Origin of the sequence: Acidovorax soli, from assembly GCF_014207955.1 — a bacterium.
GTDB classification, from domain to species: Bacteria; Pseudomonadota; Gammaproteobacteria; order Burkholderiales; family Burkholderiaceae_C; genus Acidovorax; species Acidovorax soli_A.
Genome location: NZ_JACHLK010000011.1, coordinates 178,233 through 200,263, shown reverse-complemented (window position 1 = coordinate 200,263; position 22,031 = coordinate 178,233). Strand labels below are relative to the sequence as shown.

Annotated in this window: 20 protein-coding genes; 8 read left to right on the top strand and 12 right to left on the bottom strand. The window is 68.9% G+C overall.

Going from position 1 to position 22,031, the window contains the following annotated elements; all coding sequences use genetic code 11:
* Positions 1-111: 111 nt before the first annotated feature.
* Positions 112-1,221, bottom strand: a complete 1,110-nt coding sequence (locus HNP48_RS24530) for an FUSC family protein (RefSeq protein WP_184862039.1) — start codon at positions 1,219-1,221, stop codon at positions 112-114.
* 2 nt (positions 1,222-1,223) lie between these two features.
* Positions 1,224-1,676 (bottom strand): MarR family winged helix-turn-helix transcriptional regulator, encoded by a 453-nt coding sequence (locus HNP48_RS24525; RefSeq protein WP_184862037.1) that lies wholly within the window; start codon positions 1,674-1,676, stop codon positions 1,224-1,226.
* Positions 1,677-1,895: 219 nt separating this feature from the next.
* Here HNP48_RS24525 and HNP48_RS24520 point away from each other — a divergent pair, with 219 nt between their 5' ends.
* From HNP48_RS24520 to HNP48_RS24510, 3 genes are read left to right on the top strand one after another with little or no spacing between them, the layout of a single operon-like run.
* Positions 1,896-2,618, top strand: coding sequence for a class I SAM-dependent methyltransferase (locus HNP48_RS24520; RefSeq protein WP_184862035.1), 723 nt, complete (start codon positions 1,896-1,898; stop codon positions 2,616-2,618).
* A 13-nt stretch (positions 2,619-2,631) separates the two neighbouring features.
* Positions 2,632-3,021, top strand: coding sequence for a VOC family protein (locus HNP48_RS24515; RefSeq protein ID WP_184862033.1), 390 nt, complete (start codon positions 2,632-2,634; stop codon positions 3,019-3,021).
* Positions 3,014-3,334 carry a hypothetical protein gene (locus HNP48_RS24510; RefSeq protein WP_184862031.1) on the top strand — a complete coding sequence of 107 codons (321 nt, stop codon included), beginning with the start codon at positions 3,014-3,016 and terminating at the stop codon, positions 3,332-3,334. Before HNP48_RS24515 ends, HNP48_RS24510 begins: the two co-directional genes overlap by 8 nt.
* Positions 3,335-3,347: 13 nt before the next feature.
* Here the strand turns inward: HNP48_RS24510 and HNP48_RS24505 are convergent, their stop codons facing one another.
* The 10 genes from HNP48_RS24505 to HNP48_RS24460 form a co-directional block, all read right to left on the bottom strand.
* The gene (locus HNP48_RS24505) at positions 3,348-3,734 is read right to left on the bottom strand and encodes a hypothetical protein (protein ID WP_184862029.1); all 387 of its coding nucleotides are present in this window, start codon (positions 3,732-3,734) and stop codon (positions 3,348-3,350) included.
* A gap of 90 nt (positions 3,735-3,824) precedes the next feature.
* A complete protein-coding gene (locus tag HNP48_RS24500; protein WP_311773853.1) occupies positions 3,825-4,841 on the bottom strand; it encodes a PleD family two-component system response regulator in 1,017 nt (338 codons plus the stop codon).
* Positions 4,838-5,848, bottom strand: coding sequence for a chemotaxis-specific protein-glutamate methyltransferase CheB (gene cheB / locus HNP48_RS24495; RefSeq protein ID WP_184862027.1), 1,011 nt, complete (start codon positions 5,846-5,848; stop codon positions 4,838-4,840). Before cheB ends, HNP48_RS24500 begins: the two co-directional genes overlap by 4 nt.
* A complete protein-coding gene (locus tag HNP48_RS24490) occupies positions 5,845-8,073 on the bottom strand; it encodes a hybrid sensor histidine kinase/response regulator (protein ID WP_184862025.1) in 2,229 nt (742 codons plus the stop codon). Before HNP48_RS24490 ends, cheB begins: the two co-directional genes overlap by 4 nt.
* Positions 8,070-8,753, bottom strand: a complete 684-nt coding sequence (locus HNP48_RS24485; RefSeq protein WP_184862023.1) for a chemotaxis protein CheW — start codon at positions 8,751-8,753, stop codon at positions 8,070-8,072. Before HNP48_RS24485 ends, HNP48_RS24490 begins: the two co-directional genes overlap by 4 nt.
* Positions 8,734-9,987 carry a protein-glutamate O-methyltransferase CheR gene (locus HNP48_RS24480; protein ID WP_184862021.1) on the bottom strand — a complete coding sequence of 418 codons (1,254 nt, stop codon included), beginning with the start codon at positions 9,985-9,987 and terminating at the stop codon, positions 8,734-8,736. Before HNP48_RS24480 ends, HNP48_RS24485 begins: the two co-directional genes overlap by 20 nt.
* Positions 9,984-10,472: a chemotaxis protein CheW gene (locus tag HNP48_RS24475; RefSeq protein ID WP_184862019.1), complete on the bottom strand. Its 489-nt coding sequence runs from the start codon at positions 10,470-10,472 to the stop codon at positions 9,984-9,986. Before HNP48_RS24475 ends, HNP48_RS24480 begins: the two co-directional genes overlap by 4 nt.
* A 23-nt stretch (positions 10,473-10,495) precedes the next feature.
* Entirely contained in the window at positions 10,496-12,136 is a 1,641-nt protein-coding gene (locus HNP48_RS24470; protein WP_311773852.1) for a methyl-accepting chemotaxis protein, read from the bottom strand.
* A gap of 159 nt (positions 12,137-12,295) precedes the next feature.
* Positions 12,296-13,333, bottom strand: a complete 1,038-nt coding sequence (locus tag HNP48_RS24465) for a tripartite tricarboxylate transporter substrate binding protein (RefSeq protein ID WP_184862017.1) — start codon at positions 13,331-13,333, stop codon at positions 12,296-12,298.
* A gap of 66 nt (positions 13,334-13,399) precedes the next feature.
* The gene (locus tag HNP48_RS24460) at positions 13,400-14,638 is read right to left on the bottom strand and encodes a M20 aminoacylase family protein (protein ID WP_184862015.1); all 1,239 of its coding nucleotides are present in this window, start codon (positions 14,636-14,638) and stop codon (positions 13,400-13,402) included.
* A gap of 210 nt (positions 14,639-14,848) precedes the next feature.
* Here HNP48_RS24460 and HNP48_RS24455 point away from each other — a divergent pair, with 210 nt between their 5' ends.
* The 5 genes from HNP48_RS24455 to HNP48_RS24435 all read left to right on the top strand — a co-directional run bounded on the left by HNP48_RS24455 (position 14,849) and on the right by HNP48_RS24435 (position 22,031).
* The gene (locus tag HNP48_RS24455) at positions 14,849-15,826 is read left to right on the top strand and encodes a LysR family transcriptional regulator (protein WP_260420361.1); all 978 of its coding nucleotides are present in this window, start codon (positions 14,849-14,851) and stop codon (positions 15,824-15,826) included.
* A 159-nt stretch (positions 15,827-15,985) separates the two neighbouring features.
* The gene (locus tag HNP48_RS24450) at positions 15,986-16,783 is read left to right on the top strand and encodes an SHOCT domain-containing protein (RefSeq protein ID WP_184862011.1); all 798 of its coding nucleotides are present in this window, start codon (positions 15,986-15,988) and stop codon (positions 16,781-16,783) included.
* Positions 16,784-16,856: 73 nt separating this feature from the next.
* Entirely contained in the window at positions 16,857-18,515 is a 1,659-nt protein-coding gene (locus HNP48_RS24445) for a calcium-binding protein (protein WP_184862009.1), read from the top strand.
* 187 nt (positions 18,516-18,702) lie between these two features.
* Positions 18,703-19,215 (top strand): hypothetical protein, encoded by a 513-nt coding sequence (locus tag HNP48_RS24440; RefSeq protein ID WP_184862007.1) that lies wholly within the window; start codon positions 18,703-18,705, stop codon positions 19,213-19,215.
* Between the two features lie 200 nt (positions 19,216-19,415).
* The gene (locus tag HNP48_RS24435) at positions 19,416-22,031 is read left to right on the top strand and encodes a hypothetical protein (RefSeq protein WP_184862005.1); all 2,616 of its coding nucleotides are present in this window, start codon (positions 19,416-19,418) and stop codon (positions 22,029-22,031) included.

Below are 22,031 nucleotides of genomic sequence, written 5' to 3'. Positions count from 1 at the left end.
AGCGGCTAACAAAACTCTTCTGGCGTTGTTGCCGCGTCTTGTCGTACTACTCGTACTGCCTGCGACGCAGCGCCTAGCCAGAACCGCTTCGCTGAGTTTTGTTATCCGCTCTCAGGTGCCCTGCGCCCGCGCATGGTGGTGCGCCAGGTGCAGGCGGTCTTCCAGCGTGGAGAACACCAGGGCGAACACCATGCCCACCAGGGCGCCGAGCACGGTGTCCAGCACGCGCGCCAGGGGCATGCCGGCGGCGGCGCCGGGCGTGGCCAGCGAGGTCATGAGCAGGGCCATGGGCGTCACGAAGACCTGGCCCAGTGCGTAGTTGGCGCCGATCACCACCTCGGTGGCCAGTTGCAGCACGATCACGGCCGCCAGCAGGGGCCAGAAGCCGGGCTGCTGCGCCAGCACCAGCCAGGCCAGGGCCGCACCGGCCACGGTGCCCAGGGTGCGCTGCACGGCGCGGTGCATGGCGGTGTGCAAATGGCTGCCCTGCAGCACGGCCATGGCGCCAATGGCGGCCCAGGCCGGGTGCTGCCAGCCAGCGGCCAGGGCCAGCAGACCGGCGCTGGCGGTGCACAGGGCAATGCGGGCAAATTGCAGCCACGGTGCCTGCACCGGGGGCGTCTGGGGCAGCGCCGCGGGTGCGGCGCGCAGCCAGTCGCTGGCGCGGCACACCGCTGCGGCTGCAGCCACGCCGGCCAGGGTGAAGAGCAGGCGCCCGGCCACGGCATGCCCTCCATCCACCGGGCCCAGGGCCGCGCAGCCCGCAAAGACAAAGATCACCGCGCCCGGCGGGCCCAGCTGCCAGCGCCCAGCCAGCCATGAGACTGCGCCTGCCAGCAGGCCCAGGCACAGCAGCAGCGCGGCCGGGCCGGCGCCCGCCAGGCCGGCCAGCGACAGCATTGCGACCGCGCCGACCAGCAGCGCCCCCGCCCGCAGCACGGCGGGCATGCGCTGGCCGGCCGGCGCAAAACGCCCGAGCAGGGCCGCCAGCGCGCCCAGCGCCGCATAGCCCACCAGGTGCGCCCAGGGCGACAGGTGGGTGGCCCCCGCAGCGATCAGCACGGCCAGGCCGGTCTGCAGGCCCACCACGGCGGCATTGCGCAGCGAGGGCAGGGGGGTGATGGTGCAAGCCTCGCGCAGGCGCGCCGGGGCCAGCAGGCGCGGCAGGCTGGCCAGGTGCGAGCTGCGGGCGGAAGAGGAGGTGGCGGCGGTGGTCTGCATGGTCAGGCCTGCTCTGCGATGCGCGCTTCGATGCGCTCGAAGGCGCGCAGCAGCGTCAGTGCGTCCTGCTCGCCAATATCGGCCAGCAGCTCCGATTCAATGGCCTGCAGCTGCTTGCGCAGGGCGGCCACGGTGCGGCGGCCGGCGGTGGTCAGGTGCACCAGCTTCACGCGGCGGTCTTCGGGGTGGGGGCGGCGCTCGATCAGGCCGCGCTCCACCAGTATGTCGAGCAGCCGTACCAGGCTGGAGCCGTCGAGCCCCACGGCCGCGGCCAGCGCGCTTTGCGAGACGCCGCTGTCGCTGCCCAACTCGTGCAGGTGCATCAGCGGCGCCCAGGTGGCGTCGCTCAGGCCGCTGGCCGACAGGCGCGCATCCAGCGCCTGGCGCCAGCGCCGTGCCAGGCCCACCAGGCGGATGCCGATGCGGTGGCGGGGGTCGGAGGGGGCTTCTTTCATGGAGGCCGATTTTGTCACAATCATTTGAATTAAAATGATTGTGGTGCAATCAGGTTGAGCGGGCGGGGGCTGTTACCGTTGCATGCACCGGGGGATAGGGGGTGGGGCCTTCTCTTGGCCTATCATGTGATGACGAGCAAGCCGCCCGGTGCCCCATCGGTCCTCGGCCCGCCAACCAGAACATTGAACCGGCGGCCTCCCGCCCAAGCCCGTCCATCCATGCCCTCTCTTTCGTCCCCTCCGGCCGCAACACCCTCCCACGCCTTTGTCCCCGAGACGCGCTTCGGCCTGTGGTTCCTGTCCACCGAGACCTGGCGCGTGCATGTGCTGCAGCGCGCCCTCAACGACCTGCAGGCCCTGGCCCCCGATCTGCCCAAGGGCGGGGCGGTGCTCGACATCGGCACCGGGCAAGGCCATTCGCTGCCCGAGCTGGCGCAGCGCTTTCGCCCCACGCAGATCCACGCCCTGGACCCCGAGCCCGACTTTGCCGAGCGCTGCGACGCCATGCGCCAGGCGGCCGGTGCCCCCGTCACCCTGCACCATGCGCCTGCCGAGAAGATCCCGCTGCCCGATGCCTCGGTGGACCTGGTGCTGTGCCACCAGACGCTGCACCACATCGTGGACCAGCGGAGCGCGCTGGCCGAGGTCTTTCGCGTGCTCAAGCCCGGCGGCCACCTGCTGCTGGCCGAGAGCACGCGCGCCTACATCCACAGCTGGGTCATCCGCCTGCTGTTTCGCCACCCCATGCATGTGCAGCGCAGCGCGCCCGAGTTCCTGGCCATGCTGGGCGAGGCCGGCTTCGAGGTGAAGCCCGAGCAGGTGAGCACGCCCTACCTGTGGTGGAGCCGCAAAGACCTGGGCGCCTTCGAATGGCTGGGCTTTGGCGTGCCCAAGGTGCGCGAGGAAACCCTGCTCAACGCCGTAGCGCGCAAGCCACTTTGAGGAGCTGACCGCCATGCAGATCAAACTCGCCAGCGTCCTCGTGGACGACCAGGAAAAGGCCCTGAAGTTCTACACCGAGCAACTGGGTTTTGTGAAGGACAAGGACATCCCCATGGGCAGCTTCCGCTGGCTCACGGTCAACTCGCCCGACGGGGCCGAGGGCGTGGAGCTGGTGCTCGAACCCATGGCGTTTCCACCTTCGGCCGTGTACCAACGCGCACTGTTCGAGGCCGGCATCCCCGCCACGGCCTTCATCACCAAAGACCTGGCGGGTGACTACGCGCGGCTCAAGGCGGGCGGCGTGGTGTTTCGGGGCGAGCCCATGCGTGCGGGGCCGATCACGATGGTGCTGTTGGAAGACAGCTGTGGCAATCTGATCAATCTGGTGCAACCGGATGACTGAAGCCTGCGGGGCACCAGCGGCCGATCCCAGGATCGACGCGGTGCTGGCGCTCTGCGACGCCGCTTACGACGAGGTGCGCCGCCTCGGCGCGGTGCACGACGAGGCACGCATGCAGGACATCATCGACCGGCTGCATGCGCTGGCACCGGTGTACGCCGATGCCCTCACGGTGCCCAAGGCGTTGGCGGGCGTGCTGTTCGACCTGTCCACGGCCTTGTACTCGGCGGCGGACACCACCGACGAGGCACGCTGCCAGGCCGCGTTTGCATGGTTCGATGAATTTTGCGACGCAGCGCGGGGTGTTCTGAACTAGGTTCGCCAGCGCCCTAACCCAGCGCCCGGATCACCGCCGCATGCGCCATCGCCAGCTCGGGCGAGGTGTGAAAGTGGCGCTGGTAGTGGCTTGAAAAATCCGCCTCGGCCGATGCTTCCAGCTTGAGCATCTCGCGCACCCTGCCGGCCACCACCTGGGGGGCTTCGGTGGCATCGGCGTTGCCGGGCTCCAGGGCCTCGTCGAGCATCACGATCAGGCGGCTCAGCGGCTCCAGCCAGCGCATCGACTCGGCGTACGCCATGACCTGCAGGAACTCGCCGGCCGATTGGCGGCCGTGCAGCTTCTCGTACTCGCGTCGCTCCAGCTCGATCAGGTGGCGGTGCAGGCCCAGCAGGGCAGTGCGCAGGGCGGCGCATCGTTCGGGGGTGGCGGTGGTCATTGCAAGTCTTTCAGGTAAGGCGTGGCGGTGCAGAACATGTGCGCGCACGATGCGGTGCATGATCGCATGCGCCGCAGGGTCTGGCGCCGTTCAGACGGTGCCTACACAGTTGCGCCCGTTCTCCTTGGCCTCGTAGAGGGCGGCGTCCGCACGCTGTATCAGCGCGACGGGCTGCATGTCGCGGTCGGGCACCACGGTGGCCACGCCGATCGAAACGGTGAGCGGCGCATCGGCCACAGGCGCCACATGCGCGATGGCCATCTTTTCTACCGCACGCCGCGCCTCGTCGGCCAGCGACCGGGCACCGTCCGCCGAGGTGTTGGGCAGGATCACGGCGAACTCTTCGCCGCCGTAGCGTGCGGCCAGATCGCCGGGGCGCGAGAAGGACTGGGCGATGACCTGGGCCACGCTGCGCAGGGCATCGTCGCCCATCACATGGCCGAAGTTGTCGTTGTAGAGCTTGAAGTAGTCGACGTCGATCATCAAGAGCGACAGGTCTTGCTGCTCGCGGCGCGCGCGCTTCCACTCGATGTCCAGGTACTCGTCGAAATGGCGGCGGTTGGACAGGCCGGTCAGGCCGTCCATCTTCATGGCCTGCTGCAGCGCGAGGTTGCTCTCCAGCAGCTGCTGCTGGCTCAGTCGCAGGGCGCGGTAGGCCTCGTCGCGTTGCCGCAGCGCCTGGTAGGCGCGCGAGTGGTAGCGGATGCGTGCGATCAGCTCGATGGTGTCGGGCAGCTTGACCAGGTAGTCGTTGGCCCCCGCGGCAAACGCCTGGCTTTTCACCTTGGGGTCTTCCTTGGAGGACAGCACGATGATGGGCAGGTCGCGCAGGGCCTCGGTCTGGCGGTATTCGCGCACCAGCTCCAGCCCGTCGATGCCGGGCATCACCAGGTCCTGCAGGATCACCGTGGGCCGGATGCGCAAGGCCATGGCCACGGCCTCGGCCGGGTCGCTGCAGTAGTGGAAGTCGACCCCCGCCTCGCTGGCCAGCATGCGCCGCACAGCTTCGCCGATCATGGCCTGGTCGTCCACCAGCAGCACCATGGCGTCGAAATCGCCGGGTGCCTGGGGCCGCATGGTGTCGTCAAACATGCGGGTATCTGTCATGGGGTTCTCCTTGTCGGTGCCCGGCTGCACAATTCGGCGAGGCGTGTGGCGATGCGTTCCAGCGGCAGCACTTCGGCCGCCGCGCCAATGGCCGCTGCGGCCTTGGGCATGCCCCACACCGCGCTGCTGGCCTGGTCCTGGGTGATGGTGGGAAAGCCGCGCTCGCGCATGGCCTTGAGTCCTTCTGCACCGTCGCGCCCCATGCCCGTCAGCAGCACGCCGATGGCGTCGCCCTGCCATTGCGTGGCCAGGCTGTGGAAGAACACGTCGATGGACGGACGGTAGATCTGTTCGGTGGGCTCGGGGGTGTAGCGCAGCTCGCCGTGGCGGCCCAGGCACAGGTGCTCATTGCGCCCGGCCAGCAACACCACGCCGGGCTGCGGCGCCTCGCCCGCCTGGACCAGGCGCACCGGCAGCGGCGATTCGCGCGCCAGCCATTCGGCCATGCCGGCCGAGAACTGGTCGTCCAGGTGCTGCACCAGCACCAGGGCGGCATCCAGGTCGGGCGGCAGCGCGTGCAGCAGCAGGCTCAGGGCGGCCGGCCCGCCGGCCGAGGCGCCGATGGCGATCAGGCGCGTGCGTTGCGTGCCCTGCGTGGCGGTGGTGCGGTGCGGCGCGGGCTGGGGGGAGCTGGTGAGCCGCTGGATGTTCTGGATCTTGCGCAGCAGCAGGGCCGGATCGAGCGCGGCGGCGTCGGCCAGCCCCGGCAGGTGGACCACGTCCAGCGCGCCGTGGCCCAGGGCGTTGAACACCCATTCGGTGCTCAGTTCGGCCGCCAGGTCCAGCAGCAGCACGGGGCAGGGTGCTTCGTCCATGATGCGCCGGGTGAGCTCCACCCGGTCTGCGGAGTCCAGCTGCAACAGCAGCAGATCGGGCGGTTCATCGTGGCACAGGCGCAGGGCTGCTGCGTCCTCCATGGCCAGCCAGCGCACCCCATGTGCGGGTTCGAGCACATGGCGCAGGCCCAGGGCCAGCGACAGGGAGGTGAGCAGCAGGCCCAGCTTCACTCGAGGGCCTCGCCAATCAGCATCTGCACGGCTTCGAGCAGGGTTTCGTCGTGGAAGCTGGACTTGGCCAGGTAGTGGTCGGCGCCGGCATCCAGGCCGCGCCGGCGATCTTCCTCGCGGTCCTTGTACGACACCACCACCACCGGCAGCGACTGCAGGCGTGCGTCGCGCCGCACCAGGCCGACCAGTTCGATGCCGTCCATGCGCGGCATGTCGATGTCGGTCACCAGCAGGTCGAAATCCTCGGCGCGCAGCGCGTTCCAGCCGTCCATGCCGTCCACGGCCACGGTCACTTCGTAGCCGCGCCCGGCCAGCAGCTTGCGCTCCAGCTCGCGCACGGTCAGCGAATCGTCGACCACCAGCACGCGCTTGCGCCGCAGGGTCGGGCCCCCTGCAAACCGCGCCACCCGCTCCACCTGGCCCGCGCCCAGCAGCTTGTCGGCCGCGTTCATCAGCTCGTCCACATCGAGGATGAGCACGGGGCTGCCATCGTCGAGCAGCGCCCCGGCCTCCACGCCGCGCAGCAGGCCCAGGCGTGGGTCCACCGGTATCACCACCAGGCTTTGCTCGCCCATGAAGCGGTCCACGGCGATGGCGTGGCTGCGTTCGTGGTGCGGTACCAGCACCACCGGCAGGCCCAGCGCATCGGGCTTGCCCGGCGGCAGCTGCAGCAGCTGGTGCGCCGCCACCAAACCCACGGGGCGCCCGCGGTGCCACAGGTGCTGCTGCCCCTCGACCAGGGTGATGGCGTCGGGCGGCACGCGCAGGGTCTGCTCCACCCGCGCCAGGGGCAGTGCATAGGCCTCGCCGCCAATCTCCACCACCAGGCTGCGCAGCACCGACAGGGTGAGCGGCAGCTCCATCTGGAACAGCGTGCCGCGGCCCTGCTGCTGGCGTACGCGCACGGTGCCGCGCAACTGCCGCAGCGCGTGCTGCACCACGTCCAGGCCCACGCCGCGCCCCGAGATCTCGCTGACCTGCTCGCTCATGCTGAAGCCCGGCAGGAACAGAAAGGCCAGCAGCTCTTCCTCATGCATGCGCTGCGCCATGGCTTCGGTGGCCAGCCGGCGCGCAATCACGGTGGCGCGCAGGCGCGCCAGGTCCACCCCGGCGCCATCGTCCTGCAGCTCCAGCAGCAGGCGCCCGGCCGCATGGCGCGCGCGCAGCACCAGGTGGCCCTGGGCCGGCTTGCCGCTGGCCAGGCGCTCCTCGGGGCTCTCGATGCCATGGTCCACGGCATTGCGCAGCAGTTGGATGAGCGGGGCCTCCAGCCGTTCCAGCACATCGCGGTCGCCCTGGATGTCTTCGCCCTCCAGCGCCAGCCAGACTTCCTTGCCCAGGCTGTGGCCCAGGTCGCGCACCATGCGCGCCTTGCCCGCCATGAGGTCGGCACAGGGGCGCATGCGCGAGGCCAGGGCGGCATCGTAGAGGCGCTGGCTGCGCTGGCCAAACGCCCAGGCAAAGCTGTCGAAGGCCTCGGTGTGCTGCTGCAACTGGGTTTGCGCTTCCAGCACCCAGTTGCTGGCATCGGCCAGCAGGGCCTTGGCTTGGGGCGGCAGCTCCTGCCCCGGCATGGCATCGCGCAGGCCGCGCAGGGACCGGCCGATCTGCTGCTGCAGGCGCTTGAGCCGCTCCAGGCCCTGGCCCAGGGGCTTGGTGCGCTGCGCCGCCACCAGGGAGCGGCCCGCCAGGTCGAGCAGATCGTCCAGCCGGTCGGCCGACACGCGCAGGATGCGGTCCTGCGGCTCCGCGGGCAGTGGCTGGGGCTCGGGCGCCTGTGCGGGGGGCGTTGTCTGCTCAGGGGCTTCAAAGGCAGGGGTGGGAGCAGGTGTGGGCTCCCCGTCACCCAGCTGTGCGCCGGCGGACAGGCGCTTGTGCAGGGCCGCCAGCCCATCCACCGTGGCACCTTCGCTCAGTTGCAGCAGCGCGTCGGAGCCTTGCAGCAGGGCATCGATGTGGGGCTTGCCCAGGCGCAGCTCGCCACGCTGGGCGGCCACCAGCAGGTCTTCCATCACGTGGGCCAGGTCCACCGCAGCATCCAGCCCGATGATGCGTGCCGCGCCCTTGAGCGAGTGCGCCGCGCGCATGCAGGCGTCGAGCTGGGCGGGGTCGGTGGGTTCGCGCTCCAGCACCAGCAGGCCGCTGTTCATCACCTCGGTCTGGGCCTGGGCCTCCAGGCGGAAAAGCTCCTGCAGCGAGCGGTCCTTGTACGCGTCGAGGTTCATGCCAGGCTCCTCAACATGGCCTGGGTCAGGCGCTCGGCATCCAGCAGGGTGATGCTGCGCTGCTGCCATTGCAGCACGGCCGCGGCCAGCTGGCTGGCGGCCAGGCCGCTGGCGTGGCGGGGTTCCTGCAGCAGGGCGCGGGGCAGGGCGTGCACGGCATCCACCGCGTGCACCTGCACCACCAGGGCGCCGCCGGGGGCGTCCAGGATCAGCATGCGCGGCCGGTCCTGCGGCGTGGCCTCGGGGGCCAGGCCCAGCAGCAAGTCCAGCGACAGGCAGGGCACCAGGGTGCCGCGCACATTGCACAGGCCACGCAGAGAGCGGCTGCGCGGGTAGGGGATGCCGTGCACGGGCACCAGTACCGAAACCTCTTGCAGCAGCGTGGTGGGCAGGGCCAGCCAGTCCTGCCCCAGGCGAAAGACCAGGGCCGAGAGCGTGGCGCCGCCGGCCTGCGGGGCATCGGCTGGCGGTGTGTGGTCGGCTGCTGTGGCCGCCAGGTCCAGGCGGTGCCGGTCCAGCAGTTGCATGGCGGCTTCGGCATGGCGTTCGCAGTGGTGGCAGTGCACGTGCTGCGCGAGCCGCTCGCAGGAGCGGTCGCCCTGCACGCCGATGCGCCGCCAGCAGGCGTCGAAGGCGGCGGTGTCGGGCGCGAGCAGGGGGTCAGGACTTGCTGCCGACATCGTGGGTTCCTTGCTGCTTCAGCCGCTGCTGCAACCGGGCCGCACCGCTGCGGTCGCCGTGCGCCGCCAGCAGGGCGGCCAGGTGGGCCAGGGCCTGGGCGTGGTGGGGCTCCAGGTACAGGGCCTTGCGGTAGTGGCGCTGTGCGGCATCGGTCTGGCCCGCGCCATCGCACAGCAGGCCCCACCAGAAATACAGCTCGGCCGAGGGGCCGTGCCGGTCCAGCTGCTCGGCACAGGCGCTGAGCGCTTCGGTGTGGCGCCCGGCGTTGGCGAGTGCGGCGATGCGGGCCAGCCCGGTTGCCGTGTCGGCGGGTGCTGCGGGCGGGGTGGCCTGCGGGGGCGGCACGGGGCGCATGGCTGCCGCTGCTGGCGGGGGAGTCCGCAGGGGGGCCGGTCTGGGCGTTGCGGGTGCTGCAGACGGGCGTGCCGCTGGGGTCTGGGGCGCCGCGCGGCGGCGAAAGGCGAAACTGTGCGCCGTGTCCAGGGCCTGCAGGCCGCGCTGGGTCAGCAGGCCCGCCTCTGCCGGGCCCACGAAGAGCAGGCCGTCGGCCAGCAGCACGCGTTCCAGCTGGGCCAGTGCCTGCAACTGGGTGGGGCGGTCAAAATAGATCAGCAGGTTGCGGCAAAACACCAAGTCGTAGGGCGCGCGCGCGGACAGCACGGCCGCGTCCAGCAGGTTGCCGGCTTGCCAGTTCACCATGCCGCGCAGCCGCTCGTGGATGCGGTGGGTGCCGTCGGCCTCGCGCTGGAAGTGGCGCTCCCGAAAATCCAGCGCGTCGCCGCGGAAGGCATTGCCGCTGTAGCGGCCCCGGGCCGCATGGTCCAGGGCGCGCTGGCTGATGTCCAGGGCGTCGATGTGCACCCCGTGCGGCGCGAAGCCGGCGTCCAGCAGGGCCATGGCGATGGAGTAGGGCTCTTCTCCGGTGGAGCAGGGCAGGCTGAGCAGGCGCAGGGGCTGCCCGGCAGGGCGGCGGCCTTGCAGGGCACGGGCCTGCGTGGCCAGCAGCACAAACGATTCGGGGTAGCGGAAGAACCAGGTCTCGGGCACGACCACGGCTTCGATCAGGGCGCGCTGCTCGGCGGGCGATGCGCTGGCCAGGGCCCAGTAGGCCTCTTCGTCCAGGGCGCAGGCCGCCAGGCGCTGGCGCAGCGCGCGCTCGATGGCGCCCTGCCCCAGGGTGCGGGCATCCAGCCCGATCAGGGTCTTGAGGAGCTGTTCCAGCCGCGCAATCATGGGGCAGTGCCTGCGGAGGGAAACAGCAGGCTGGCCACATCGGGTGGCAGCAGGCCGTCGATGGCGATGTGCTGGATGGTGCCTGTGCCTGCAGCACCCTGGGTCTGCACGGCGCCCAGGTAGGCGCCGCCTGCCGCCAGGCCCATGGAGCGCTGCGCCTGCACGGGCAGGCGTTGCACCTGGTTGGCCTGCTCCAGCACCAGGCCCAGGGTGTGGGCCGGCGAATACTGCAGCAGCACCAGGCGGGTGTTGATGCTCTGCCGGGCAGCCCGCCCGAGCACGCGCTGGCACAGGTCCAGCACGGGAATCACCTCGCCGCGGTGGGTCAGCAGGCCGGCCACCCAGGGCGGCGCCTCGGGCACCTGCTTGAGGCGCTGCAGCGGCAGGACCTCGCGCACCGCGCTGGCGGCCAGGGCGTAGCGGTCCGCGCCCAGGCTGAACAGCAGGTGCAGCGGGTCGCGTTCCTGCGCCGCAATGGAGTCCATGGATTCTTGCCCCGTCTGGTGCTTCAGACCTTGAAGCGGCTGACCCCGCTGCGCAGGTTGTTGGCCACGTCGCTCATGTCCTCGATGGCCATGCCGGTCTGGCGCAGGGACTCGACGGTCTGGCCGCTGGCCTCGGTCAGCTGGCTCAGCGCCTGCTCGATCTGCTCGGCACCGCCGGACTGGGCCTGCATGCCCTCGCTGGCCAGTTGCACCTGCGGTGCCAGGGCCTGTACCTGGTGGATGATCTGCGAGAGTTGGTCGCCCACCTGGGCCATTTCGGCGTTGCCGCGGCGCACCTCTTCGGAGAACTTGTCCATGCCCATCACGCCGGCCGACACGGCCGACTGGATTTCGCGCACCATCTGCTCGATGTCGTAGGTGGCGATGGCGGTCTGGTCGGCCAGGCGGCGCACCTCGGTGGCCACCACGCCAAAGCCGCGGCCGTATTCGCCGGCCTTCTCGGCCTCGATGGCGGCATTGAGCGACAGCAGGTTGGTCTGGTCGGCCACCTTGACGATGGTGGTGACCACCTGGTTGATGCCGCCGGCCTTTTCGTTGAGCAGGGCCAGCTTGGCGTTGACCATTTCGGCGGCGCTGGTCAGCTGCTGCATTACCTCGGCCATGCGCAGCACGCCGCTGTGGCCTGAGCCGGCCAGGGCCGCGGTCTGTTCGGAGCGGGCGGAGACTTCGCCCATGGTGCGCACGAGCTCGCGCGAGGTCGCCGAGATCTGGCGCGAGGTGGCACCGATCTCGCTGGTGGTGGCGGCGGTTTCCGTCACGGTGGCCTGCTGCTGCTTGGCGGTGGCGGCGACCTCGGTGATGGAGGTGGTCAGCTGCACGGACGAGCGCTGCGCCTGCACCACCAGCTCGCGCAGCGAGGCGGCCATGCCGTTGAAGCCCTGCTCGATGGCGTTGAACTCGTCGCTGCGGCCCAGGTTGAGGCGGCTGGACAGGTCGCCGTTGCCCAGGGTCTTCATGGCGGCCAGCGTGCCTTCGATGGGGCGCAGGATGGAGCGGTGCAGCAGCAGGCCGGACACCGCGGCAAGCACCAGCGCCAACACCAGCGCGCCCACCGACAGGCGCTGGTTGGAGGTGGCGGTCTCCTGCATCTCTTGCATGGCCTGCGTCACCTGGCGCTGGTTCAGGTCGATGATCACGCTGAGCTGTTCGCGGTTCTTGTTCCACAGCGGCGCCACCTGTTCGCTGGCCAGCTGCTCGGCCCGGGCCACCTGGCCCTGGGCCAGCAGTTCCAGCACCTGGCGGGCTTTCTGCTGGTATTCCTCCCGCGTGCGCGCGAACTCGGCGGTGGCCTCGCGGTCGGCCGGGGTGTAGACGGTGGGCTGGTACTCGGCATAGCTCTTGTCGACGCCGCTTTCAAGGGCGGCCAGCCGGGCCTTGGCTTCCGCAGGCAGCTCCGCCTTGCGGCCTTCGTTGGCCCGGGCAGTCTTCACCAGCTCCTGGACCTGCAGAAGGTGGTCCGTCATCTTCAGCCGCATGGCGGCGGCGATGGACATGCCGGCCAGGTCCGAGGAGAGGACCTCGGTGGCCTGCGCGTGGTTGGCCACGGCACGCAGGTAGAAGGTGGCGGACATGCCGAGCATGACGGCAATGACCAGTGCAAAACTGGCGGCGATCCGTTGGCTGACCGTGAGTCCTCTCATCATGCGTCTTTCTGTGCAGGGGCTGGGGAGCGTGGAGCCAGGGAAATGGGCTCTCAATCTGCCGCGAGCATGCCACAGGCACAGGCCGCTTTGGACATTTCGCCGAAATCAAGTCCCCGCGTGCGGCGCTTGCGGGGTGGGGCAGTACCGCGCCGGGTCGGTTCAGTCTTTCATCTTCGCAAAATCGACCAGCTTGGCGTACTGTGCCATGTCGCTGCGCATCAGCGCGGCCAGGTCGGCGTTGGCGGCGGTGGGCAGCACCATGCCGGCGTCTTCCAAGCGGCGGCGCACGGCCGGGTCCTGCAGGGTGGCTTTCAGGCCCTGGCTCAGTTGCTGGGTGAGGGCGGGCGGCAGGTTTTTGGGGGCGGCCATGGCGAACCAGCCGACCAGGTCGTAGCCCTTGAGCAGCGGGTGCTCGGCCAGCGCGGGCACGTTGGGCAGGGCCGGGCTGCGCGCGGCGCTGGTGATGCCCAGGGGCACGACGCGGCCGCTCTGGATGAAGGGCAGGGCGGCGGTGGGCGAGAGCATGGCGAAGTCCAGCGTGCCGCCCGCCAGGTCGCTGGTGAGCGAGGCCGTGCCGCGGTAGGGAATGTGCGTCATGAAGATGCCGGCGCGCTGCTTGATGAGTTCGCCCGCAAAGTGCAGCGTGGAGCCCACGCCCGAGCTGCCGTAGCTGAACTTGCCGGGGTTGCGCCGGGCCAGGTCGACGAACTCGGCCAGGTTCTTCACCCCCGTCCTGGGGCCGGCCACCAGCAGCACGGGGGCGGTGGCGATGAGGCCGATGGGCGTCATGTCCTTGAGCGGGTCGTACTTCTGCGCGGGGTTCACCAGGCCCGTGGCCGCCATTTCGTTGCTGGAGCCCACCAGCAAGGTGTAGCCGTCGGCCGGGCTGCTGACCACGCGCTGGGCGGCAATGGCGCCGGCCGCGCCGCCCTGGTTGTCCATGACCAGCGTGGCGCCGAGCTTGGGGCCCAGGGCGTCGCCGACGATGCGCGCGGCCTGGTCGACCGAGCCGCCCGGTGGGTAGCCGATGACGATCTTGACCGGCTTGGTGGGCCAGGCCGTACCCTGGGCGAAGGCTGCGGGCGCGCCGCTGCCTGCCAGCACGGCCACGGTGGCAGCCGCCGCCAGCAAGGCGCCCCGGCGCGTCGGCTGGGCGGGCAGGGAGGGGATCAGTCGGGAGGAAGGCGGCGTGTGCATGGGGTGGGGTGGGGGTCTGGGGTTGCGGGAAAGGTCGGGTAAGCAGGTCGCGTGCCGTGGTGGGGTTCAGCCCTCGTGCGCCAGAAAGCGCTCGGTCAGCTTGACCCAGTAGGTCGAGGCCAGGGGCAGGCAGGCGTCGTTGAAGTCGTAGCCGGGGTTGTGCACCATGCAGCCGCCCGTGCCATGCGTGTCGCCCACGCCGTTGCCCACGATGAGGTAGCTGCCGGGGCACTGCTCCAGCATGAAGGAGAAGTCTTCGCTGCCGGTCAGCGGCTGCAGGTCGGGCATGAGGCCGTCTTCGCCCAGCCAGTCGAGCGCCACCTGGCGCGCAAAGTCGGTGCTGGCCACGTCGTTCACCAGGGCCGGGTAGCGCCAGTGGTAGTCCACTTCGGCCTGCACGCCCAGCGTGGCGGCCTGGGCCTGCACCAGGGCGGTGATGCGCTCGCGCAGCAGGGCACGGATCTCGGGGCGGTAGGCGCGCACGGTGAGGCGCATGAGTACGCTGCCGGGGATGACGTTGGGCGCATCGCCGCCGTGGATGGCGCCCACGGAGATGACGGCCATCTCGCGCGGGTCCACATTGCGCGAGACGATGGTCTGCAGCGCCAGCACGATGTGCGCGGCCGCCACCACCGGGTCGGCCGCCAGGTGCGGGGCCGAGCCGTGGCCGCCCCGGCCCTTGACGGTGATGGTGACCGAGTCGGACGAGGCCATGAACGGCCCGCCCATGAAGCCGAAGGTGCCCACCGGATGGCCGGGCATGTTGTGCAGGGCGAAGATGGCGTCGCAGGGGAACTGCTCGAACAGGCCGTCCTCGATCATCTTGCGGCCGCCGCCCAGGCCTTCTTCGGCGGGCTGGAAGACGAGGTGCAGCGTGCCGTCGAAGTTGCGCTCCTGGGCCAGGTGGCGTGCCGCGGCCAGCAGGATGGCGGTGTGGCCGTCGTGCCCGCAGGCGTGCATCTTGCCTGCGTGGGTGCTGGCATAGGGCAGGCCGGTTTCTTCGTGAATGGGCAGGGCGTCCATGTCGGCGCGCAGGCCCAGCGCGCGCGGGCTGCTGCCCAGGCGCAGCGTGCCCACCACGCCGGTGCCGCCCAGGCCGCGGTGCACGGCGTAGCCCCATTCGGCCAGGCGCGCGGCCACCAGGTCGGCGGTGGCGAATTCCTCGAACGCCAGCTCGGGGTGGGCATGGATGTGGCGGCGCAGGGCGACCATCTCGGCCTCGATGGCGCGGATGCCGGGCAGCACGGGGTCGGTGCCCGCGGTGTGCTGGTGTTGCTCGTTGTCTCGTTCGATGGCCTGGCTCATGGTGTTGTTCTGGATTGCTTGGGTTCAATGGGTGATGTGCAGCGGGCATACCGCCATGCAGGTAAGGCAAAGTCTAGGAACAGGGCCCGCCGGGCGGCAGACAGGGGCTGCCATGCACCGCGTGGCGCTGCTTGTCTTGCTGTTGTCGCATGTCTGTGCTGCGCAGTGGTGCGCCCGGCCAGCGCGGGCGGGGCGCCGATAATGCGCGCCATGAAACTGCACCAGATGCGCTATATCGCCGCGGTGGCCGCGCACGGCAGCATCCGCGCGGCGGCGCGCGCCCTCCAGGTGACGCAGGCGGCCGTCACCCAGGGCATGCGCGAGCTGGAGGCCGACTGCCAGCTCGCCCTGTTCACCCGGCACAGTGGCGGCATCGGCCTCACGCCCGCGGGGCGCGACCTGGTGCAGCACGCCCAGCGCATCCTGGAGCAGATGCACCAGGCCGAGCAGGACCTGGCGCGCCACCGCGATGCGGGCGCGCCGCAGCGCCTGTCCATCGGCATCACGCCCTGGGTCGCGCAGACATTGCTGGCGCGCGTGCTGCCGCCGTTCCGTGCCGAGATGCCGCATGTGCAACTGGAGCTGTACGACGGCTTCTCGGCCCTGGCCTACCCCAAGCTGCGCGAGGGCAGCCTGGACCTGATGATCGGCCGCATCGCCGCGCCCGACGAGATGCTGGGCCTGCAGTCCACCCCGCTGTTCACCTACGAGGCCACGGTGATGGCGCGTGCCGGCCACGCCCGGGCGGGGGCCACATCCATCCACGAGCTGCTGGGCGAGGACTGGGTGCTCAACTTCGGCCCCGGCGGCGAGAAGGAGCTGATGGACCAGCTCTTCACCCAGCATGGCGCGGCTGTGCCGCGCCACCACATCCACCTGGCGCAGTCGGCCTCGCTGATGCTGACCCTGGTGCAGAAGACCGACATGCTCACCTTCTGCCCCTGGCCGCTGGCCGAGACGGCATCGCTGCGCGGCAGCATGGTGGCGCTGCAGCTGCGCGAGCAGTTCGCTCCGCGCACCGTGGGCATCATCCGCCGCAGCAACGAGACGCCATCGCTGGCCGCGCAGCGCTTTCTGGCCCACTTTGCCGCGCAGGTGCAGGCCAGCGTGGAGTCGGACGATGCGGAGCTGCGCCGGGTGTTCTATTCGGTGGAGATGGCGCCGGGCGTGCATGCCGCAGGGGCATGACGGCAGGCCACGCCAGCGGTCGGGGTCCGCGGCATTGACCATTGGCCGTGGATGTCATCCGCCGGGGCGCTTGCCGCGTTGTCTAAGATAGCGCGCCTGCCCGAAGCGAGCCGGGCCCACGCGACAACAACAATCACCGGGATGAGAGGGAGAAGATCCATGCCTGCAATTGCAAGAAGCCTGGCCATGGCCGCCATGGCGCTGTGCGCCGCCGCCGCGGCATCTGCCCAGCAGTCCCAGAACATGGAGGCCATGAACCGCGGCGTGTTCACCGATGTGCCTGCGCCGCCGCTGGGTGGCAGCGTCAAGGACGCCAGCGCCAAGAAGCGCGGCAGCCTGCAGCCGGGCACCGGGGACTTCTACCGCTTTGCCAAGCTCGAGGCTACGCCGCTCAGCCAGGAGACCAGCCCCATGGACCTGCGGCGCTGGACCCTGTCTGCCCTGGTGAACAAGGCCACGGGCGAGGTCGACTTCTATGTGCACTACTACGAGATCTACCGCGCCAGCTCGTGGAAGGCCTTCTCCGCGGCGCAGACGGACATGGGCGAAGGCCTCAAGCTCGGCCGCCTCGCCGCGCGGGTGGTGTCCTGCCGCAGCGGCTGCTCCTACTCGGAGGAGCTCTTCATCGATCTCGCGCCCGCCACCGTGGAGCGGGCGCGCACGCAGCCCCTGCGCATACAGCTGTCGGGCCTGGGGGCCAACGCCACGCTGGTCGAGGTCGATGCGCAGGCGGTGAGCGACCTGGTGGCCAAGGCCGAGCTGGAGGCCGGGAAGTACCGCAAGGTGGCGGCTTCGGCCGGGGCAGTTCCTGCACCCGCGCCGGTACCTGCCGTGCCGGCTGCAGCAACCCCGGCCCTGGTGGCCGATGAGCTGCAAAAGCTTGCCAGGCTGCGGGCCGATGGCACCATCACCGAGCAGGAGTTCCAGGGCCTCAAGGCGAAGCTGCTGGCGAGGTGAGCGGCCGCCAGCGTGCGGCCGGCCTGGATTTCCCTGAATTTCTTTTTTGTCTGATTGGATGGAGAGCTTCCCCATGGCGTCTTACTACTTCGGTCTGGATAGACTGCCTGATCTGCCTGCGTCCTACAGGGCGTCGGCCAACACCATGGTCTTCGTCCCGGAGACGCACCCCCTCGGCGTTCTTCTGGGGTACGAGGTCACGTCCACGGTGCGCCTATATGAACCGGACTTCACCAAATCGTCCATCTACCAGTTCACGGCCAAGGCGGGTTCCACCTACTCCATCCACAGCACGTCCTTCTTCGAGCCCTGGATCAAGCTGTACGACCAGAACGGCAAGCCGGTTGCCCGTGGAGACCTCTCGGACGACTGGTACTCGGGTTCCTCCTCCTACGATTCCATCAGCGGGTGGAAGGCCCCTTACGACGGCGTGTTCTACATCGATCCGGGCTGGGACAGGGGGGTTGCGCAAGGCCACCGAAGCACCAGCCTGACAGTGAGCGAAGACACAGACTCGTCCGGCTGGAACACTTCCCCCGCACCCGCACCCGCACCCGCACCCGCACCCGCACCCGCACCCGCACCCGCACCCGCGCCCGCACCGGTGGCCGCGGTCCTGCCGGCCGTGCTGATGGCCCCCGCACCGCGCCCCGATGCCACCTTGCCTGCAGCAACCACCGTCCATGGAACGGATGCGGCGGACACGCTTGCGGGTGGCAACGGAATGGACCTGATCTACGGCGGCAGCGGCAATGACACCGTGACCGCCGGCGCGGGCAACGACTTCGTGCGCGGTGGCGGCGGCAACGACAGGCTCGATGGTGGTTCGGGGATTGACACCGCGCAGTATGCGGGCGCCTATGCGGCCTACACCGTGACCGTGGACCGTGCCACCAACACCATCCAGGTGGCGCACAACGCGGATGGTGCCGACGGCACCGACGTGACCTCGAATTTCGAGTTCTACCAGTTCGGCGACAAGCTCATCCCGGCATTGCAGCTGTGGCTGCTCAATGCCCCGCAGATCAAGGGCACGGATGCCAGCGAAACGCAGGAGGGCACGGCTGCGCCGGACATCATCCTGCCGGGCAAGGGGAACAACCAGGCGCTTGGCAATGGCGGCAATGACCTGATCGTGGCCAGCCTGGGCAGCAGCAACTCTGCCAAGGGTGGCGACGGCATCGACACCCTGTTCATCGACACCGCCTCGGCCAACGTCACGGTCACCAAGTACCCTGCCCATTGGGCGGAGGCCAAGATCTCCGTGGAGCAGAACAATGTGCTGGACTCTGGCATGGAACGCGTCCAGCTCAAGGACAGGTATTTTGTGCTGGACCTTGACCCCGGCACCAATGGGCACAAGGCTGCCCTGCTGGCCTATACCCTCAAGGGCTCGGCGGGGCTCCGGGATGGCGATCTGATCGCCAAGACCTTGCTGCCCCTGTTCGACAGCGGTTTCTCGGTGGCGCAGGTGAGCTCCTACCTCATCGACTCGGGCTACATGGCCGGTCTGGCAGGCGGCACATCGAACGCCCAGTTCGTCGCCACGCTGTTCAAGGCCGTCACCGGCACCACCGCCGACAATGCCACGGTGGCCGCTTTCGAGGGGCTGATCACCAGCGGGGACTACACCCAGGCCACCATGCTGGCCGGCGTGGCCCAACTGGAGCTGGTGGGCACGGCCGCCAACCTGCCGCAGTACGCCAGCACCGGGTTGGTGCTGGGCATCTGATCAGCGGCGCAGGGTCGCCATCGGGACCGGGCTGGCCATTGATTGATTGCAGCGGCCCCACCTGCCCCTATGATCCAGGGATGGCAGAAGTTTGCATTTTCCACTCAACAGACCGTTGCACAGTGCCCTCACGGGACGCAGTGGATGGAATGCTGCCAGCGCAAGAGAAGAGGGCGGACACCTAGCCATGCCGTCCCCGGTGCCGCCCGTGGTGCCCAAGCGTCTCAGTACCTTCCCGACGTTGTGGGCGTTTCTGTTCAGCCGCCGGCGCTTTGCCGACATGGCGACCGCGCACGACCTGGCCATCATCATCCAGCCCGCAGACCAGCTGGCACGCTACAAGGCGGGCGGGTGGAGCACCGGCACCGAACTGGAGGCCATGCGCCAGGCGTCGCTGGAGCGGCTGTTGCGCACGCGCACACAGTTCTGGCGCTCGGGCCTGGCCATCGTGGGCGTGTTTGCGCTGCTGCTCATCCTGTACTCGGGCCTGGGCCGGCCGGTGGAGCTGGAGTTCCCGAACGACATGGGCAAGGTCCTGGCCGCCCTGGGTGCCATCTTCGCCACCTGGGGCTCGGTGATCCAGCTCACGGGCGTGGAGTCGTGGTCCGGCGAAAGCGCGGACGAAAAGCTGCGCAGCATGCTGTTCCAGGCCATGTTCGTGCTGGGCGGGGCGTTTGCGCTGATCGGGGTGCTGTGGTGATGATTGAGCGGCTGTTTGTGACCTCCGCCTTCCAGTAGCCCGCCCAGTGCGGGCTCTTTTCTGGCAGTCGTTCCGCCCAGGTCGGAGGGCTTGTGGCGAAGCGGGATCGTGGCCTGCGCATATATGCGGATCCTGTGCGGCCGACCGGCCCTTGAGGACAGTGGTGATCCGATCCACTCATCCTTGCCCGAGGGCCGCCGATGAACCTTTTCAAGCTGGCCTGGCCTGGCGCTGCGGATGACCAGGAAGATGTGTCCGAGCAGCAGGTCATCACTTCAGCACAGGCCTGGCGCGGAGCAGGTGGGGGCAGAGGGGCCACTTCTGGCATGCGGCTTGATACCGACAGCGGCCAGCGCGAATGGGCGGTGGAGCAAGAGGTGCAGCGGCTTGCTGCGATCAACCCTGCCAGCCGCGAGAGGCTGCGCGCGCTGGCGGAGTTCAACCTGGCCCAGCCCGCCATCGAAGTAAAGCCTGTGGACCGGGAGGCGCAGTACATGGCACGGGGCTATGCACCCGCCGATGCCGCTGCCAACGCACGGTTCGACGCCAGCTTGGAACAGCGCCTGAATGCGCGGGCGCACAAGGTGCGCCCCGACGCCGCGACCGGCGAGCGCATCGTGCAGCACTACAACCCGAATTCCGAGCGCGAGCGCGTGGCTGCCGAAGCAAAGGAAATGCGGGCGCAGCGCGCCGATGCCCGCCAGCGCGCGGCGGCGCAGGAGATGCCCTCCGTGGTGCGGGGGCTGGCGCAGGGGGCGGCCGGACTCTATGCCACCTCCATGGGGACGATTGGCTTGGCCGGAGAGTTGACCGGCAATGAAGATCTGCGCGATTGGGGCCTGGAGGGGTACCGGGAGACCATGCGTGGCGTCAACAACATCCGCCTTGCGCCGACCTTCACCGGCATCCGCAGCACGGGCGATGCCGTGGAATGGGCGTTGGAAAACAGTGGCTACGCGGGCTTTCAGGCCGCAACCACCATCCTGTCGGCAGGCATGGGCGGCCTGATCGCCAACACGTTGGGCAAGAAGGCGCTGGGAGAGGCTGTCGGTATTGCCTTGAACAGCACGGTGCAGACTTTCGGTTCGGTCTATGGCGAAGCGGCCGAGGAGGCGCGCAGAACCGGCAAGCCGCTCGATCTGCCCGCCATGCTGGCCGGCGCCACCGTCTCCACCGCCATCGACACACTGGCGGATCGGATAGGCCTGAACGCCCTGAGCACCCAGACATTCAAAGGCAACGCGCTGGAACGCCTGGGCAAGTCCGTGGGCACCCAGATGGCGGTGCAGGGTGGCACCGAGGCTGTGCAGCGTGTGCCAGAAGAATTGGGTGCTGGCAGGGCGCCTTTCAGGGAGGGAACTGGTGTCCAGTATGTGGATGACTTCGCAGCCGGAGCCTTGTTCGGTGCCCATGCCGGCACTGTGGGTGGCTTGCGCGGCGGTGAACCAAAGGGAGCGACCACCCAGCATGGAGCACACAAGGCCGATGTGCCAGTGGTTGGGGAGCAGCACACCACGCCAATGCCACCAGTGCATGCCGAACAGGCTTCTGCGTTGCGTGAGGACTTGCTCGTGCCTTCCGACCTGCCGCCTGACCGCGCGCTGGGTGGGGCCAAGCGCGCGAATCCACCAGCGGCGCAAGGGGGCTCCGAGCTTGCGATGGCAAGCGAGCCTGCCGCGCACTTGGCACAGCCAACAATGGACACTCAGGGGGATTCTGCGCAAGCCGGGCAGGCGCAAGGGCTTGCCTCACCCCTGGCCGCCGCTGTCCTGAAGGTGGAGACACAACCCACTGGCACGCTGGCCGTGACGGGAGATCCGGCGGTCGTCCGCGACGCATTGTTGCAGGCGGGTGTTGCCGCTGAGGACGTCTTTCCGGGGTCTCGAGGCGCGTTGGTGGCGCCCAGAAGCGCTGATCGCGCCCGAGATGCGTTGTCATCCTTTTCCACTGCACAGCCGCAAGGCGAACCGCCGTTGCCAATTCCAGGTGCCGGCACGCATTTCCCACAGGTCCCATCTCCCACATCGGCACCACCGGGACTGCACATCGCGTTGTTGGACAAGGGCTCACTGTCGATAGCTGGCGACAACCCGGCAGCCCTTCTTTTGCGCCTGCAACGGGGGGGCATCAGTGCGGCTGAACTGATTCAGATGGGTGGTCGTGTACTGGTAGCGCCTTCCAGTGCGAACAAGGCTCGCTTGCTGCTTGCGGAACCGGATACCCCCGCGCGGCCCGGGTCGGGCCTTGGTGCCAACACCACATCGCCAAATGAAAATGGGCATGAAAAGGCGGGTCAACCTGTGCCTGGAGGTCTGCCTCCCTCGCCAGCATCCGACGCGGATTTTGCCGAGGAGGTTGGTGCGAACGCCGGCAGCGCGACGGATGTACAGCCCAAGCCCGGGCGCTATGGCGGCAACATGCAGTGGCTCAAGCGCGATCTGGCTCGCCAGGCGAAAATTCCCGACCACATTGACTTGAACAAGCCTGACAATGTTTGGGGAATGGCCGGTGAGGATTTGCTGACCTATTACAGACTGCAGGGCTTTGATGGAACCAGGAGGCAGCCGGGGAAAGGGCAATCAGGCAAGGCATTCGTATATGTCCTGCAGGGCCATCCTGAACTGCAAGAAGTGGAGTACCACCCAGGTGGCGGTAGGCATAGGGCTGAGTATTATAAATTTTTGCGGCATGACGGCTCTGAAGTGAAAATAATCAATGAAAGATACGTTCCAAGAACAATAAAGTCAGGAACAGTCTTCTTTGGTGTCAATGGTCGTCGCCTGAGTTGGGATGGTGAAATTTGGGTTTTCGAGTAA

Coding starts and splice junctions, on each gene's coding strand:
- HNP48_RS24530 (WP_184862039.1), bottom strand. CDS start 1,221: ATGCAGACCACCGCCGCCACCTCCTCTTCCGCCCGCAGCTCGCACCTG.
- HNP48_RS24525 (WP_184862037.1), bottom strand. CDS start 1,676: ATGAAAGAAGCCCCCTCCGACCCCCGCCACCGCATCGGCATCCGCCTG.
- HNP48_RS24520 (WP_184862035.1), top strand. CDS start 1,896: ATGCCCTCTCTTTCGTCCCCTCCGGCCGCAACACCCTCCCACGCCTTT.
- HNP48_RS24515 (WP_184862033.1), top strand. CDS start 2,632: ATGCAGATCAAACTCGCCAGCGTCCTCGTGGACGACCAGGAAAAGGCC.
- HNP48_RS24510 (WP_184862031.1), top strand. CDS start 3,014: ATGACTGAAGCCTGCGGGGCACCAGCGGCCGATCCCAGGATCGACGCG.
- HNP48_RS24505 (WP_184862029.1), bottom strand. CDS start 3,734: ATGACCACCGCCACCCCCGAACGATGCGCCGCCCTGCGCACTGCCCTG.
- HNP48_RS24500 (WP_311773853.1), bottom strand. CDS start 4,841: ATGACAGATACCCGCATGTTTGACGACACCATGCGGCCCCAGGCACCC.
- HNP48_RS24490 (WP_184862025.1), bottom strand. CDS start 8,073: ATGAACCTCGACGCGTACAAGGACCGCTCGCTGCAGGAGCTTTTCCGC.
- HNP48_RS24485 (WP_184862023.1), bottom strand. CDS start 8,753: ATGTCGGCAGCAAGTCCTGACCCCCTGCTCGCGCCCGACACCGCCGCC.
- HNP48_RS24480 (WP_184862021.1), bottom strand. CDS start 9,987: ATGATTGCGCGGCTGGAACAGCTCCTCAAGACCCTGATCGGGCTGGAT.
- HNP48_RS24475 (WP_184862019.1), bottom strand. CDS start 10,472: ATGGACTCCATTGCGGCGCAGGAACGCGACCCGCTGCACCTGCTGTTC.
- HNP48_RS24470 (WP_311773852.1), bottom strand. CDS start 12,136: ATGATGAGAGGACTCACGGTCAGCCAACGGATCGCCGCCAGTTTTGCA.
- HNP48_RS24465 (WP_184862017.1), bottom strand. CDS start 13,333: ATGCACACGCCGCCTTCCTCCCGACTGATCCCCTCCCTGCCCGCCCAG.
- HNP48_RS24460 (WP_184862015.1), bottom strand. CDS start 14,638: ATGAGCCAGGCCATCGAACGAGACAACGAGCAACACCAGCACACCGCG.
- HNP48_RS24455 (WP_260420361.1), top strand. CDS start 14,849: ATGAAACTGCACCAGATGCGCTATATCGCCGCGGTGGCCGCGCACGGC.
- HNP48_RS24450 (WP_184862011.1), top strand. CDS start 15,986: ATGCCTGCAATTGCAAGAAGCCTGGCCATGGCCGCCATGGCGCTGTGC.
- HNP48_RS24445 (WP_184862009.1), top strand. CDS start 16,857: ATGGCGTCTTACTACTTCGGTCTGGATAGACTGCCTGATCTGCCTGCG.
- HNP48_RS24440 (WP_184862007.1), top strand. CDS start 18,703: ATGCCGTCCCCGGTGCCGCCCGTGGTGCCCAAGCGTCTCAGTACCTTC.
- HNP48_RS24435 (WP_184862005.1), top strand. CDS start 19,416: ATGAACCTTTTCAAGCTGGCCTGGCCTGGCGCTGCGGATGACCAGGAA.